Origin of the sequence: Streptomyces sp. H27-D2, assembly GCF_035828615.1 — a bacterium.
Classification (GTDB): domain Bacteria; phylum Actinomycetota; class Actinomycetes; order Streptomycetales; family Streptomycetaceae; genus Streptomyces.
The window spans coordinates 22,836-35,967 of record NZ_JAYMZR010000017.1; the positions used below are offsets into that span (position 1 = coordinate 22,836).

13 protein-coding genes and 2 pseudogenes are annotated in these 13,132 nt (G+C 70.7%); 9 read left to right on the forward strand and 6 right to left on the reverse strand.

The window, feature by feature from the left end; genetic code table 11:
• The first annotated feature begins 249 nt into the window (after positions 1-249).
• Positions 250-1,578: a histidine--tRNA ligase gene (hisS, locus tag QMK28_RS09725; protein WP_326436644.1), complete on the forward strand. Its 1,329-nt coding sequence runs from the start codon at positions 250-252 to the stop codon at positions 1,576-1,578.
• A gap of 46 nt (positions 1,579-1,624) precedes the next feature.
• Entirely contained in the window at positions 1,625-2,236 is a 612-nt protein-coding gene (locus QMK28_RS09730; RefSeq protein WP_326436645.1) for a hypothetical protein, read from the forward strand.
• Positions 2,237-2,569: 333 nt separating this feature from the next.
• On the opposite strand, the gene QMK28_RS09735 is transcribed toward QMK28_RS09730, so the two are convergent.
• The gene (locus QMK28_RS09735; protein ID WP_326436646.1) at positions 2,570-3,013 is read right to left on the reverse strand and encodes an ATP-binding protein; all 444 of its coding nucleotides are present in this window, start codon (positions 3,011-3,013) and stop codon (positions 2,570-2,572) included.
• A 161-nt stretch (positions 3,014-3,174) separates the two neighbouring features.
• On the opposite strand from QMK28_RS09735, the gene QMK28_RS09740 reads away from it, so the two are divergent.
• From QMK28_RS09740 to QMK28_RS09755, 4 genes are all read left to right on the forward strand, one after another.
• Positions 3,175-4,020 carry a helix-turn-helix domain-containing protein gene (locus QMK28_RS09740; RefSeq protein WP_326436647.1) on the forward strand — a complete coding sequence of 282 codons (846 nt, stop codon included), beginning with the start codon at positions 3,175-3,177 and terminating at the stop codon, positions 4,018-4,020.
• Positions 4,017-4,208, forward strand: a complete 192-nt coding sequence (locus QMK28_RS09745) for a DUF397 domain-containing protein (RefSeq protein WP_326436648.1) — start codon at positions 4,017-4,019, stop codon at positions 4,206-4,208. The genes QMK28_RS09740 and QMK28_RS09745 overlap by 4 nt, the downstream gene beginning before the upstream one ends.
• A 14-nt stretch (positions 4,209-4,222) precedes the next feature.
• Positions 4,223-4,414: a DUF397 domain-containing protein gene (locus tag QMK28_RS09750; RefSeq protein WP_326436649.1), complete on the forward strand. Its 192-nt coding sequence runs from the start codon at positions 4,223-4,225 to the stop codon at positions 4,412-4,414.
• Between the two features lie 259 nt (positions 4,415-4,673).
• On the forward strand, positions 4,674-5,339 hold the full coding sequence (locus tag QMK28_RS09755; RefSeq protein WP_326436650.1) for a class I SAM-dependent methyltransferase: 666 nt from the start codon (positions 4,674-4,676) through the stop codon (positions 5,337-5,339).
• On the opposite strand, the pseudogene QMK28_RS09760 reads toward QMK28_RS09755, so the two are convergent.
• Together QMK28_RS09760 and QMK28_RS09765 are read right to left on the reverse strand one after the other, a co-directional pair.
• Positions 5,338-5,450: pseudogene (locus tag QMK28_RS09760) on the reverse strand (phosphotyrosine protein phosphatase); the annotation flags it as partial. The gene QMK28_RS09755 and the pseudogene QMK28_RS09760 overlap by 2 nt on opposite strands.
• 46 nt (positions 5,451-5,496) lie before the next feature.
• A pseudogene (locus QMK28_RS09765) lies at positions 5,497-5,884 on the reverse strand (ArsR/SmtB family transcription factor); the annotation flags it as partial.
• Between the two features lie 81 nt (positions 5,885-5,965).
• Here QMK28_RS09765 and QMK28_RS09770 point away from each other — a divergent pair.
• Positions 5,966-6,436 carry an ArsI/CadI family heavy metal resistance metalloenzyme gene (locus QMK28_RS09770; RefSeq protein ID WP_326436651.1) on the forward strand — a complete coding sequence of 157 codons (471 nt, stop codon included), beginning with the start codon at positions 5,966-5,968 and terminating at the stop codon, positions 6,434-6,436.
• Between the two features lie 121 nt (positions 6,437-6,557).
• Here the strand turns inward: QMK28_RS09770 and QMK28_RS09775 are convergent, their stop codons facing one another.
• Together QMK28_RS09775 and QMK28_RS09780 are read right to left on the reverse strand one after the other, a co-directional pair.
• Entirely contained in the window at positions 6,558-6,956 is a 399-nt protein-coding gene (locus QMK28_RS09775) for a RidA family protein (RefSeq protein WP_326436652.1), read from the reverse strand.
• The gene (locus tag QMK28_RS09780; protein ID WP_326436653.1) at positions 6,953-8,086 is read right to left on the reverse strand and encodes an acyl-CoA dehydrogenase family protein; all 1,134 of its coding nucleotides are present in this window, start codon (positions 8,084-8,086) and stop codon (positions 6,953-6,955) included. The genes QMK28_RS09775 and QMK28_RS09780 overlap by 4 nt, the downstream gene beginning before the upstream one ends.
• A 118-nt stretch (positions 8,087-8,204) precedes the next feature.
• Here QMK28_RS09780 and QMK28_RS09785 point away from each other — a divergent pair, with 118 nt between their 5' ends.
• On the forward strand, positions 8,205-9,854 hold the full coding sequence (locus QMK28_RS09785) for an AMP-binding protein (RefSeq protein ID WP_326436654.1): 1,650 nt from the start codon (positions 8,205-8,207) through the stop codon (positions 9,852-9,854).
• Between the two features lie 4 nt (positions 9,855-9,858).
• Complete coding sequence (locus QMK28_RS09790; RefSeq protein WP_326436655.1) at positions 9,859-10,782, forward strand: PaaX family transcriptional regulator; 924 nt, start codon at positions 9,859-9,861, stop codon at positions 10,780-10,782.
• 34 nt (positions 10,783-10,816) lie between these two features.
• On the opposite strand, the gene QMK28_RS09795 is transcribed toward QMK28_RS09790, so the two are convergent.
• Positions 10,817-13,096, reverse strand: coding sequence for a bifunctional salicylyl-CoA 5-hydroxylase/oxidoreductase (locus QMK28_RS09795; RefSeq protein ID WP_326436708.1), 2,280 nt, complete (start codon positions 13,094-13,096; stop codon positions 10,817-10,819).
• Positions 13,097-13,132 lie beyond the last annotated feature (36 nt).

Consider the following 13,132-nt stretch of genomic DNA (forward strand, 5'->3'; position numbering starts at 1 on the left):
CTACCCACCTGTTCGGCCCGGGGCCCGCGTCGGGCAAGTCCAGGGGGCCACTCGATCCAATTCCGGGCAGGATCAAAGCCTGCCCGAGTTGCCAGAAAGCGTACGGCCCCCTGAACATGCCCGACCCCAACCCGAACAGGACACCGGCCAAAGCCGCTCCGGCCGGCCGCGTGGGCAAGCGCGGGAGCGGACGAGACACCACGGCCATGTGTTTTGCCCCGGGACACTGGCTTCCGGGACTATGGCCGCATGGCCTCCTTGAAGCAGTTTGACCCCGCGTCCGGGACCCGCGATTTCCTCGCCGCCGAGTGCGAGCGGCGCGAGCATGCTTTCGCGACCATCCGCGCCGTATTCGCCCGCTACGGGTTCCAGCCTCTCCAGACTCCGGCCTTCGAGCGGCTGGACGTGCTCACCGGCAAGTACGGTGACGAGGGCGACAAGCTGATCTTCAAGATTCTCCGGCGCGGTGAGCACGAAGCCACCGGAGAGGCTGATCTAGCCCTTCGCTACGACCTCACCGTCCCTCTGGCCCGCGCGGCAGCCGCGTACGGCAGTCAGCTCCCGTCGCCGTACAAGCGGTACGCCATCGCGCCCGTGTGGCGAGCGGACCGGCCCGGGAAGGGACGGTTCCGCGAGTTCGTCCAGTGCGACCTGGACATCGTCGGCTCCTCCTCGCCCCTGTCAGACGCCGAAGTCGTCCTTGCGCTGCACGACGCCCTCGAAGCGCTCGGCGTGCCGGAGTTCCGTTTCCTGGTGAACTCCCGCCACGCTCTGTTCGGTCTGCTGGAGGCGTACGGCGTTCCGGATGACCTCGGTTCCGGCGCGCTGATCACGCTCGACAAACTCGACAAGCTCTCCCCGGAGGCTGTCGTGAGTGAGCTGGTAGACAGCCGTGGCCTGTCTCCGGAGGTGGCTCAGGGCTTGGTCGATGACCTCACCGCGCCCGATTCTGTCGAGCGCGTCAGGGGAGAGCTGAAGTCCAGCGAAACCGGCCAGGCGGGCTTGGCCGAGGTGGACCGGCTGCTGGAACTCACCAAGGACTCGATCCCGTCCGAGCGCATCGCATTCACGCCAAACCTCGTGCGCGGGCTCGACTACTACACCGGCATCATCTTCGAGGTCATCGCCCCTGGCATGCCCGGTTCGATCGCGTCCGGCGGTCGGTACGACAGCCTGATTTCCCGTCTTGGAGGCAAGGACTCTCCCGCATGTGGCGGCTCGCTCGGCATCGAGCGCATCTTGCCTCTGCTCAGCCAGGGTGAAGAGGCCAAGTACTCGCAGATTGATGTTGCCGTCACCGTCATGGGCGAGGAACAGGCAGCCGACAGCTTCCGGTTGGCAGCCGAGATCCGACGTGCCGGAGTACGCACAGGCGTGTATCTCGGGTCAAGCGGCAAGTTCGCCAAACAGATGAAGTGGGCCAACGAGCAGGGGGCCCGTTTCTGTGTGATTTACGGCGCGGCAGAGCGCAGTGACGGTACAGTCACGCTGCGGGACATGGAGACTGGCGAACAGGTCCAGGTCCCGTTCAATGAGGCCGCCGAGGAACTGTCGCGGCGGTGCGCACCATCCAGTTGACGTGTAGCGGACCCATGCCGCTGCCGACCCGTTCCAGGAGGAGCGGATGGGAACGCAAGGCGATCGTATTTTCCAGATCACGGCTGAGCGCGGGTTTCCGGACCCGTGGCTCAGCTTCGGGGACTCGCTCTGTGATGAGGCAGCCCTCAGCACAGAGCTGACCCGAGCCATCAGCAACGCGCGCAAGGAGCCCTCGGACCAGACCCGCACCGAGGTCGCGCGGGTCTTCGAGGCGAAGAAGGCAAACCTCCGGCGCTGTGCCGGAATCCTGGACCAGGTCCTCGGCGACTACGACGAGTCGGGCATGTGGAACGTCCTGGACGAGCGGGCCGGCAGGCTCGACGTACCGGACGTGCTGAAGACCTGGGGCCGCACGCAGGCACTCCACCCGTTCCCCGTCGTGCTCAGGAGCCTTGAGTTCAACTGGGGCTACATGAAGGAGCACGGTGTCCGGGCGTTCTACGAGATGACGCGGGGCTACGTGTCGCGTCTCCAGGAGAACACCGAGCGCTGGCACGTCGCCTGGCAGGGCGAGGTAGAGACGGGCGTCGTGGACCGCATCACGTCCATCGAAGCCGATCTCGCCAGCATCGAGGCCCCGATGCACTGTGACGTCTGCAAGAAGACGATCACCGCGCTGCTGTACCTCGACGAGTAGTCCGCAGTAGCGCAGTGGGCATGTGAAGGAGGCCCCCGCACCGGCTGACCCTGGACAGGTCAAGCAGCCGAGCGGGGGCCTTGGCGCACCCGCTCTGGTCGCACGGCGGGGGAGCCGGATGAGCCCCCACCCCGCCGGACAGCGGGGTCTTCCAAGGGGGCTCCCGCGACCAGACGAGCGGCATCTGGTTCTGGCGCTGCCGCACGAGCGGCATCTGGTTCTGGCGCTATTACGAGGCGGCCTGCAAGACGACCCCGTCGGGCGGGACGAACGCCTGGACACAGAACATCCGGCTGCCGGGTTCGCGCTGATCGGCCGGAAGCCCGGCGCTCATTAGACGTCCTGCCCCGCACCGTTCAGCAGGCACTCGGCCCACACGGTCTTCCCCGGCCCCACCCTGTCCCGCACACCCCACCGTTCGGCGAGCGCCTGCACGAGATGCAGGCCGCGCCCGTGCTCGTCGTCGGGGGCGAGAGCGGCGCGTTCGGGCAGCGCGGGGTGGGTGTCGGAGACCTCGACGCTGACGAGGTCTCCGGTGTGCACGAGGTGCAACTCGAAGTCGCGGCCGGTGACATGGCCGTGCAGCACGGAGTTGGCGGCGAGTTCCGCGACCACGAGCGAGACGGCGTCGTGGGCTTCGCAGTGGTACGGGACGCCCCAGTCGGCGAGCTGATGCGCGGCCAGCAGCCGGGCGAGCCGCGCTCCGCGCAGGGTCGCGGAGAAGCGCTGGGTGAACGTGCTTACCGTGACGGGGGCCTGGGTGTGGGGAGCTTTCATGGAGGCCAGCGTTCCGGCCGCGAGCCCTGGTCGGCAGGACCGACGCTGGTACAGATCGCGCTGTACTGGTTCACGCACTGGACTGGGTGAGTAACCGTCCGTGACCATGGGGTGTCGGGCAGGTGCGTGTGTACGGGCGCGGAGGGGCGAGGCTGACTGCGATGAGTGTGGACCACGGCGGCGGGACCAACAACGAACCGGAACTCTCGGACAGTCTCAAGACCTTCGGTGCGGTCCTGAAGGCTCTGCGGGACGAAGGGGGCCTGACGCAGGAGGAGTTTGCGGGACGGGTGGGGTATTCGGCGCACTACATCGCCAAGATCGAGCAGGGGAAGCGCTTCCCGCCGACGAAGCTGCTGGATCGGGCGGAGGAAGCTCTGGGGTCGGCTGCGGGGCGGGTGCTTGCGGCTACGGCGCGGAGTTTGACGCGGAAGGCGGGGTTGGCGTCATGGTTTCGACAGTGGGCGGGCATCGAAGAGGAAGCGCTATCGCTGTATTCGTACGAGTGCCGGGCGATTCCCGGGCTCTTGCAGCCCGAGCCGTACATCCGGGCGGTCTTCAATCGCAGGTTGCCACCCCTCACGGAAGAGCAGGTCGAACGTCAGGTAGCTGCCCGCCTTGAGCGCCAGGAGCTGCTGGCGGCACGCCCGCACACGGCCTTCAGCTTCATCATCGAGCAAGCATTGCTCGAACGCCGCATGGGCGGTGTGGAGGTCACTCGCAGCCTCCTGAACCATCTTCTCGAACAGGGCGAGCACAGGAACATCGAGCTCCAGGTCATGCCCCTGCGCCAGGAGGACCACGCCGGTATCGATGGGCTCATGTACCTCGCGGAGACAGTCCAGCATGAGTGGGTGGGCTACTCGGAAGGCCAGCAGTCGAGCATTCTCATCACCAGTCCGAAAGACGTGAGCGCAATGCTCCAACGCTATGGCAGGCTGCGGTCGCAGGCCCTCGGCCACGCAGCCACAGTAAGCCTGCTGGAGCAGATGCGAGGAGCACTATGAGCACCACCGAACTGGCCTGGTTCAAGAGCAGCTACAGCGGCAGCTCCGGAGACAACTGCGTCGAGGTCGCCGTGCGCCCCGAGACCGTCCTCGTACGGGACTCCAAGGACACAGGGCTGCCCCATCTGGCCGTATCCCGTGACACATGGACGGCCTTCACAGCTCTGGTGGCAGACACACACCTCTGACAGCGAGGAACACTATGGGCACCACTGAACTGGCCTGGTCCAAGAGCAGCTACAGCGGAGGCGGGGGCGACAACTGCGTCGAGGTCGCCGTGCGCCCCGAGACCGTCCTCGTACGGGACTCCAAGGACACACAGCTGCATCCTCTGGCCGTGTCCCGTGACGCATGGTCGGCGTTCGCGGCTCTGGCGGCGGACACACAGCTCTGACAGCGAACGACAGGGTGGGGCAACGCACAGACTGCCCCACCCTCCTCTCCTCCGGGGCTACTCCTGTGTCGGGACGGAACGGCGGCAAGCGCCGAGCGCTGGTCTTGGAGTCGCCAACCGCGCAGATTCCGGTCATCGGGGTGCCGTCAACGACCAGGTGACAAGTAGCCCGCCAGTGGCCTTCGGCCCGAGGGGTCGTGCCACGTCTAGGCTTGCCGGTGGGCCGGCACGAGGCCGGGACGCGAGGGAGCTGAGAGACGTGGCGGCACACGAGCAGGAGCTGGCGGACACGCAGCGCCAGCACTGGCAGGACACCTACACCGCCCACCCTGGCATGTACGGCGAGCTGCCCTCCACTCCGGCCGTCTACGCGGCCCAGGCATTCCACGCTGCCGGTGCCAAGGACGTGCTGGAACTCGGCGCCGGGCATGGCCGCGACGCCCTGTACTTCGCCCGCGAGGGCTTCACCGTCCAGGCCACCGACTTCAGCCCGACCGGCCTGTCGCAGCTGCGGGATGCGGCCCGCGACCAGGGCGTCGCCGGACGCGTGACCACCGCCGTACACGATGTGCGCGAGCCGCTGCCGCTGACGGAGGCGTCCGTGGACGCCGTGTTCGCGCACATGCTGCTGTGCATGGCCCTGTCCACCAAGGAGATCCACGCCCTGGTCGGCGAGATCCGCCGCGTGCTGCGACCGGGTGGCACCTTCGTCTACACCGTGCGGCACACCAGTGACGCCCACTACGGTACCGGCAGCGCCCACGGCGACGACATCTACGAGCATGGCGGCTTCGCCGTCCACTTCTTCCCCCGCGACCTGGTCGACGCCCTCGCCGACAGCTGGACACTCAACGAGGTCCACCCCTTCGAAGAAGGCGACCTGCCCCGCCGCCTGTGGCGCGTCACCCAGACCCTGCCGCGGTGATGCCGACCTCCGCCGTCGCCTCCACGGCGGCCGGGTTCACGGCGTCGGCGGTGCGGACCCGGCGGAGCGGACTTCGACGGCCTCGCCCGCGAGGTGGGTGAGGAAGGCGGTGACCGCCCCGCGGGCGCCACCGTGGTGGTGGCTTCGGTGCTGATGAGGCGGACGGGGCGGGCTCGGGCAGCAGCTCGTCGTCGGGCCAGGCGAGAATCGCGGCGAGGCAGTCGGTCATCCGCGGCAGCAGCCGGTAGTACACCCACGTCCCGCGACGCTCGGAGTCGATGAGTCCGGCCCGCTTCAGCAGCTTGAGGTGGTGGGAGATCGTCGGCTGGGACAGGTCGAAGGCCGGGGTGAGGTCGCAGACGCAGACCTCCCCGCCTGCGGGGAAGCGATCATCGACAGCAGCCGCAGCCGCACCGGGTCGCCGAGGGCCTTGAAGACCTTCGCCAGGTCGGCGGCCTGGTCCCGTCCAGCGGGGCGGTCAGCAGTGCGGGGCAGCATCCATCGGCACCGTCTTGGCCGAGCACCACAAGCTCTTGTTTCGACATGCTTCTATGTTGACGTTTTTCGATCCAAGGGGCAAGATTGAATCGATGAATATCAATACAACCTGATCGTGGAGGACCGCCATGTCTCGTGCCCAGCTCGCCCTCAACGTCGCCGACCTCGAAGCGTCGGTGGCCTTCTACTCCAAGCTCTTCGGCGTCGAGCCCGCCAAGCGCCGCCCCGGCTACGCCAACTTCGCCATCACCACCCCGCCGCTCAAGCTCGTCCTGATCGAGGGCAAGCCCGGCCAGGAGACCCGCCTGGACCACCTCGGGGTCGAGGTCGAGACCGTCGAGGAGGTCACCGCCGCCACCACCCGCCTCAAGGACGCGGGGCTCGCCACGTTCGAGGAGAACGACACCTCCTGCTGCTACGCCCTCCAGGACAAGGTGTGGGTCCACGGCCCCGGCAAGGAGCCCTGGGAGGTCTACGTCGTCAAGGCGGATGCCGACCAGTTGGGCAAGAGCCCCGCCCTCGGCGGGGACGCTTGCTGCACCACTTCGCCCGGCTCCGCCGAGCCTGCGACGGCTGCGGGCTGTGCCTGCGGCAGCTGAGCCGCCCCGATACCGCTACGCATCGTCGTACGCCTCGGCCTGCTCATCAGTCGGAAATTCCACCGGCACGCGGCGGACGCCACTCCGGCGTCCGACCGCTCCCCCGCCCTGTCAGCGACCCCTACGCCAGCACCGCGAACCCGTCCAGCTCCACCATCGCCTGTTCGTCCCAGAGCCGCACCGCTCCGATGACCGCCATGGCTGGATAGTCCCGGCCCGCCAACTCGCGCCAGATGCGGCCGATTTCGGCGGCGTGGGTGCGGTAGGCGGCGACGTCGGTCGCGTAGACGGTGACGCGCGCCAGGTCCGCCGGAGTGCCCCCGGCGGCGCGCAGCGCGGTCAGCAGGTTGGCGAGGGCGGTGCGGAACTGGGCGGGGAGTGTGTCGCCGGTGACCTTGCCGGCGGGGTCGAGGGAGGTCTGGCCGGCCAGGAAGACCAGGCGGCCGCCGGTGGCGGTGACGGCGTGTGAGAAGCCGGTGGGCGGGGAGAGTCCGGGCGGGTTGACGCGCTCCAGGGTCATCGGTAGAGCTCCTTGGCGATGATGGTCCGCTGGACCTCGGTGGCGCCTTCGTAGATGCGCGGCGCGCGGACCTCACGGTAGAGGTGTTCGAGCAGGTGGCCGCGTTGCAGGGCGCGCGCGCCGTGCAGTTGGACGGCGGCGTCGACGACGAACTGGGCCGTCTCGGTCGCGAGCAGCTTGGCCATCGCCGAGCGCTTGGCGATGCCGGGGGCCCCGCTGTCGTACGCCGCCGCCGCCGCGTAGACGAGGAGCCGCGCGGACTCGGTGCGCACGGCCATCTCCGCGAGCTGGTGGGAGACGGACTGGAGGTCCTTGAGCGGGCCGCCGAAGGCGGTGCGGCGGGCCGCGTGCGCCAGGGCCGCGTCGAGGGCCGCCTGCGCCATGCCGACGGCGAACGCGCCGACGCTCGGCCGGAACAGGTTCAGCGTGCCCATGGCGACCCGGAAGCCGCCGTCGGGCTCGCCCAGCACGTCGTCCCTGGTGACGGGCACGCCGTCGAAGGCGAGGCTGCCGATGGGGTGCGGGCTGAGCATGTCGAGGTGCTCGCCGCTCAGGCCGGGCCGGTCGGCGGGGACCAGGAAAGCGGTGACGCCACGGGCTCCGGCGTCCGCCGAGGTGCGGGCGAAGACGGTGTAGAGGTCGGCCTCGGGAGCGTTGGAGATCCAGCACTTCTCGCCGCTGAGCCGCCAGCCGCCGCCGTCCGGCTCGGCCGCCAGGGCCAGCGCGGCGGCGTCCGAGCCCGCGCCGGGCTCGCTCAGGGCGAAGGCCGCGACCGCCCGCCCGGCGCGCACCTCGGGAATCCAGCGCGCCCGCTGCTCGGGGCTTCCGGCCGCCGCTACGGGGTGTGCGCCGAGGCCCTGGAGGGCGAGGGCCGTCTCCGCCTCCGTGCAGACCTGGGCGAGCGATTCGCGCAGCAGGCAGAGGTCCAGGGCCCGTACGGGCCGCTCCTGCGGGAAGACGTGCGCCAGCAGGCCGCTCTCCCCCAGCGCGGCCACCAGCGGGCGGTTCACCCGGCCGGGTGAACCGCTGGGCGAACCCTTCTCGGCCAGCGGGACCAAGCGTTCCGCGGCCAGGGTGCGCAGCTCCTCGCACCACCTCAGCTGCTCCGGTTCCAGTGCGAATGCCGGCATCGGCCGTCCTCCCTTATCGCGAACCGTTGACTGTCGTCACCAACACGTTACGCTGACGGCGGACCCGCAGGACGTGCAAGACCCCCAATCCTTTTCGGCGCTAGGGGGCGCATCAGCCATGGAGCTCAAACCTTCGGCGCACGTGGACACCTTCCCTCGCGATCATCTGCCGCCCCCCGGACAATGGCCCGAACTCCGCTTCGAGCTGCCGGAACTGCGCTACCCCGACCGGCTCAACTGCGGTGCCGAGCTGCTGGACGGCACCATCGAACGGCTCGGCCCCGACCGCCCCGCGACGCGCAGCGGCTCCGGCGAGGTCTGGTCGTACGGCGAGCTGCGCGACCGGGTGGACCGGATCGCCCACGTCCTCACCTCGGACCTGGGCGTGCTGCCCGGCAACCGGGTGCTGCTGCGCGGCCCGACCACCCCGTACCTGGCCGCCTGCTGGCTCGCGGTGATGAAGGCGGGCGCGGTCGCGGTGACCGTGCTCGCCGCGCAGCGCCCGCACGAGCTGGCGACGATCTGCTCGATCGCCCAGGTGCGGCACGCGCTCTGCGACAGCCGCTCGCTGGCCGACCTCGTCAAGGCCGAGGTGCCCGAGCTGCGGATCGCCGCGTACGGCGGGGACACTCCCGACGACCTGCTGCGGCTGGCCGAGGCGCGCCCCGGCGGCTACGACGCGGTGCCGACCTCCAGCGACGACGTCGCGCTGATCGCCTTCACCTCGGGCACCACCGGGCGGCCCAAGGGCTGCATGCACTTCCACCGCGATGTGCTCGCCATCGCCGACACCTTCTCCGCCCAGGTGCTGCGGCCCCGGCCCGACGACGTGTTCGCGGGCAGCCCGCCGCTGGGCTTCACCTTCGGCCTCGGCGGGCTGGTGATCTTCCCACTGCGGGCGGGGGCCTGCGCGCTGCTCGCCGACTGGGGCGGGCCCGAGCAGCTGCTCGCCGATGTGCAGCGGCACCGGGTGTCCGTGCTGTTCACCGCGCCGACCGCGTACCGCGCGATGCTGCCCCGGCTGGAGACGTACGACACCACCTCACTGCGCCGCTGCGTGTCGGCCGGCGAGAACCTGCCCGCGGTGACCTGGCAGGCGTGGCGCGACCGGACCGGGCTGCGGATCATCAACGGCATCGGGGCGACCGAGCTGCTGCACATCTTCATATCGGCCGCCGACGAGGCGATCCGGCCGGGCACCACGGGGACGCCGGTGCCGGGGTTCGAGGCGCGGGTGATCGACGCCGACGGCGAACCGCTGCCCGACGGAGAGCCGGGGCTGCTGGCGGTGCGCGGGCCGACCGGGTGCCGTTACCTCGCCGACGAGCGGCAGAGCGTCTACGTACGCGAGGGCTGGAACCTGACCGGGGACACCTATGTCCGCGACCCGGACGGCTACTTCCGCTATGTCGCACGAGCCGACGACATGATCATTTCCGCCGGCTACAACATCGCCGGACCGGAGGTCGAGGACGCGCTGCTGCGCCACCCGGACGTACTGGAGGCGGCGGTCGTGGGGCGGCCGGACGAGGAGCGCGGTCAGATCGTCGTCGCGCACCTGGTCCTCCGCGAGGGTGCGCCCCGTGGGAGTGAAGCGGTGCGCGCGCTGCGGGAGTTCACCAAATCGGAGATCGCTCCCTTCAAGTGCCCGCGCGAAATCCGCTTCCGCGCCGCGCTCCCGCGTACCCCCACCGGCAAGCTCCAGCGCTTCCGGCTGCGCGATCAGGGTCGCCCCGAAGATCAGGGCCCCGGGCCCGATCTAGAGTGACCACGTGACAGACCAGATCGCGCAGCACACCCCGCGCTCCCTCATCGTCACCTTCTACGGCGCGTTCGGGCGGGAGGCCGCGTCAGCACGCCCCGGGGCAGCGAGCGGCGCGGACGGCAAGGGCGCGGACCGCGATGGCGGGCCGGCCGGGAACGGAGCGGTGGCCGCGCCCGAGGCGTACGGCCCGGTGCCCGTCGCCGCGCTGATCCGGCTGCTCGGCGCGGTCGGCGTGGACCCTCCGTCGGTGCGCTCGGCCGTCTCCCGGCTCAAGCGGCGCGAGCTGCTCGTCGCGGACCGTACGGCGGAGGGCGCGGCCGGGTACGGACTGTCGTCCGACGCGCGCCAGCTGCTCGACGACGGCGACCGGCGGATCTACGGCCGCTCGGCGGCCAAGCTGCGGGACGGCTGGGTGCTGGCCGTCTTCTCGGTGCCCGAACAGGAGCGGCACAAGCGGCACTTGCTCCGCTCCCGGCTGGCCCGGCTGGGCTTCGGCACGGCCGCGCCGGGGGTGTGGATCGCCCCCGCGCACCTCTACGAGGAGACCCGGCACACCCTGGAACGGCTCGAACTGGCCTGCTACGTCGACCTGTTCCGTGGCACGCACGCCGGATTCGAGCCGACGGCACAGGCGGCGGGACGCTGGTGGGACCTGGCTGCGATCGCCAAACTCCACCAGGCGTTCCTGGAGGTGCACGAGCCGGTGCTGGCCCGCTGGGAGCGGCGGCGGCTGGTGCCCGAGGAGGACGCCTACCGGGACTATCTGGCCGCCCTGGACTCCTGGCGGCGGCTCCCGTACGCGGACCCGGGCCTGCCCGCCGAACTGCTGCCCGCCGACTGGCCCGGCGGGCGCGCGGCGGAGGTCTTCGCGCGGCTGCACGTGCGGCTGCGGGACGCGGGCGCGGCGTATGTCGCGGCGGGGATGGGCTGAGCCGGGCGCGGGGCTCCCCGCCTCGGCGCCGCCCTCAACTGTCCAGTCTCAGCCTCGGTTTCGGCCCGTCCGTGCGGCCCGTCGGCGGTGTGCGGCTGCCCGCGCGGTACTGGAGCGGCCAGGGCGCGCCGGGGCCCTCGTAGCCCTGGTCGGCCGCCGCGTGCAGGGTCCAGTGCGGGTCGTAGAGGTGCGGGCGGGCGAGGGCGCAGAGGTCGGCGCGGCCCGCCAGCAGCAGCGAGTTGACGTCGTCCCAGGAGGAGATCGCGCCGACCGCGATGACCGGGACGCCGAGGGCGTTGCGGATGCGGTCCGCGTACGGCGTCTGGTAGGAGCGGCCGTACTCCGGGCGTTCGTCGGACACGACCTGGCCGGTGGAGACGTCGATGGCGTCCGCGCCGTGCGCGGTGAAGGCGCGGGCGATCTCGACTGCGTCCTCGGCGGTGGTGCCGCCGTCCGCCCAGTCGGTGGCGGAGATACGGACCGTCATGGGGCGTTCTTCGGGCCAGACTTCGCGTATCGCGTCGAAGACTTCGAGCGGGTAGCGGAGCCGGCCTTCGAGGTCGCCGCCGTAGCCGTCGCTCCGGTGATTGGTCAGCGGCGAAAGGAAGCTGGAGAGCAAGTAGCCGTGCGCGCAGTGGAGTTCGAGCAGGTCGAACCCGCAGCGCGCGGCGCGCACCGCCGCTTCGGTGAACTGCTCGCGGATTTCGGCCAGTCCGGCCCGGTCGAGCGCGCGCGGCAGCTGGTTGACGCCCGGCCGGTACGAGAGAGCGGAGGGCGCGGCGAGCGGCCAGTCGCCGTCGGGCAGCGGTTCGTCGATGCCGTCCCACATGAGTTTCGTGGAGCCCTTACGGCCGCTGTGCCCCAGCTGGATCCCGATCGCCGAGCCCGGCGACTGAGTGTGCGCGAAATCGGCGACGCGCCGCCAGACGGCCTCGTGCTCGGGTGTGTACAGGCCCGTACAGCCCGGCGTGATGCGGCCCTGAGGGCTGACGCACACCATCTCGGTCATCACCAGGCCGGCCCCGCCGAGCGCGCGTCCGCCGAGGTGCACCAGGTGGAAGTCGTCGGGGGTGCCGTCGATGGCCGAGTACATGTCCATCGGCGAGACGACGACGCGGTTGCGCAGCGTCAGGCCGCGCAGCCGGAACGGCGTGAACATCGGCGGGGTGCCGGCCGGCGCTCCGAAGTCGCGCTCCACCGCGTCGGTGAAGCCGGGGTCGCGCAGCCGCAGATTGTCGTGGGTGACCCGGCGGCTGCGGGTGAGCAGGTTGAAGGCGAACTGGCGCGGCGGCTGGTCGAGATAGCCGCCGATCTCCTCGAACCACTGGAGGCTGGCGCGGGCGGCGCGCTGGGTGGAGAGCACGACGGGGCGGCGTTCGCTCTCGTACGCGGCGAGGGCGTCGGGGATGCCGCCGTCGCCGGGCCGTTCCTGGAGACAGGCCACCAGCGCGAGCGCGTCCTCGACGGCGAGCTTGGTGCCGGAGCCGATGGAGAAGTGCGCGGTGTGCGCGGCGTCCCCGATGAGCACCGTATTGCCGTGCGACCAGCGCTCGTTGACGACCGTGCGGAAGGCGGTCCACTGCGAGTTGTTGCCGCGCAGCGGACGGCCGCCGAGCGCGTCGGCGAAGATCTTCGCGCACTGGTCGGCCGAGGTCCGCTCGTCCGCGTCGTCGAAGCCCGCGCGCCGCCAGACCTCTTCGCGCATCTCGACGATGACGGTGCTCGCGTCGTCCGTGTACGGGTAGCCGTGCAGCTGCATCACGCCGTGTTCGGTCTCGGCGATCTCGAAGCGGAAGGCGTCGAAGGCGAAGTCGGCGGCGAGCCAGATGTAGCGGCAGCGGTGCGTGGTGAGCTTCGGGCGGAAGACCTCGGCGTGCGCGGCGCGGGTCGCGCTGTGCACGCCGTCCGCGGCGATCACCAAGTCATGGGTACGGGCCAGCTCCGCGGCGGGCTGCGCCTCCTCGCGGAAGCGCAGCCGTACGCCGAGCGAGCGGCAGCGCTCATGCAGCACGGAGAGCAGCTTCCGCCGGCCGAGCGCGGCGAAGCCGTGTCCGCCGGAGGTCAGCGTCCGGCCGCGGTGCACGACATCGATGTCGTCCCAGCGGACGAAGGCGTCCTGGAGAGCGCGGTAGACCACCGGGTCGGCGTGCTCGATGCCGCCGAGCGTCTCGTCGGAGAGGACGACGCCGAAGCCGAAGGTGTCCTCGGGCGCGTTGCGCTCCCAGACGGTGACCTCCCGCGCCGGATCGAGCCGCTTGAGCAGCGCCGCGGCGTACAGCCCGCCGGGACCGCCGCCGATGACGGCGACGCGCAGCGGGGCGTCGGGGGCGGGCGCGGGGGCGGGCGCGGA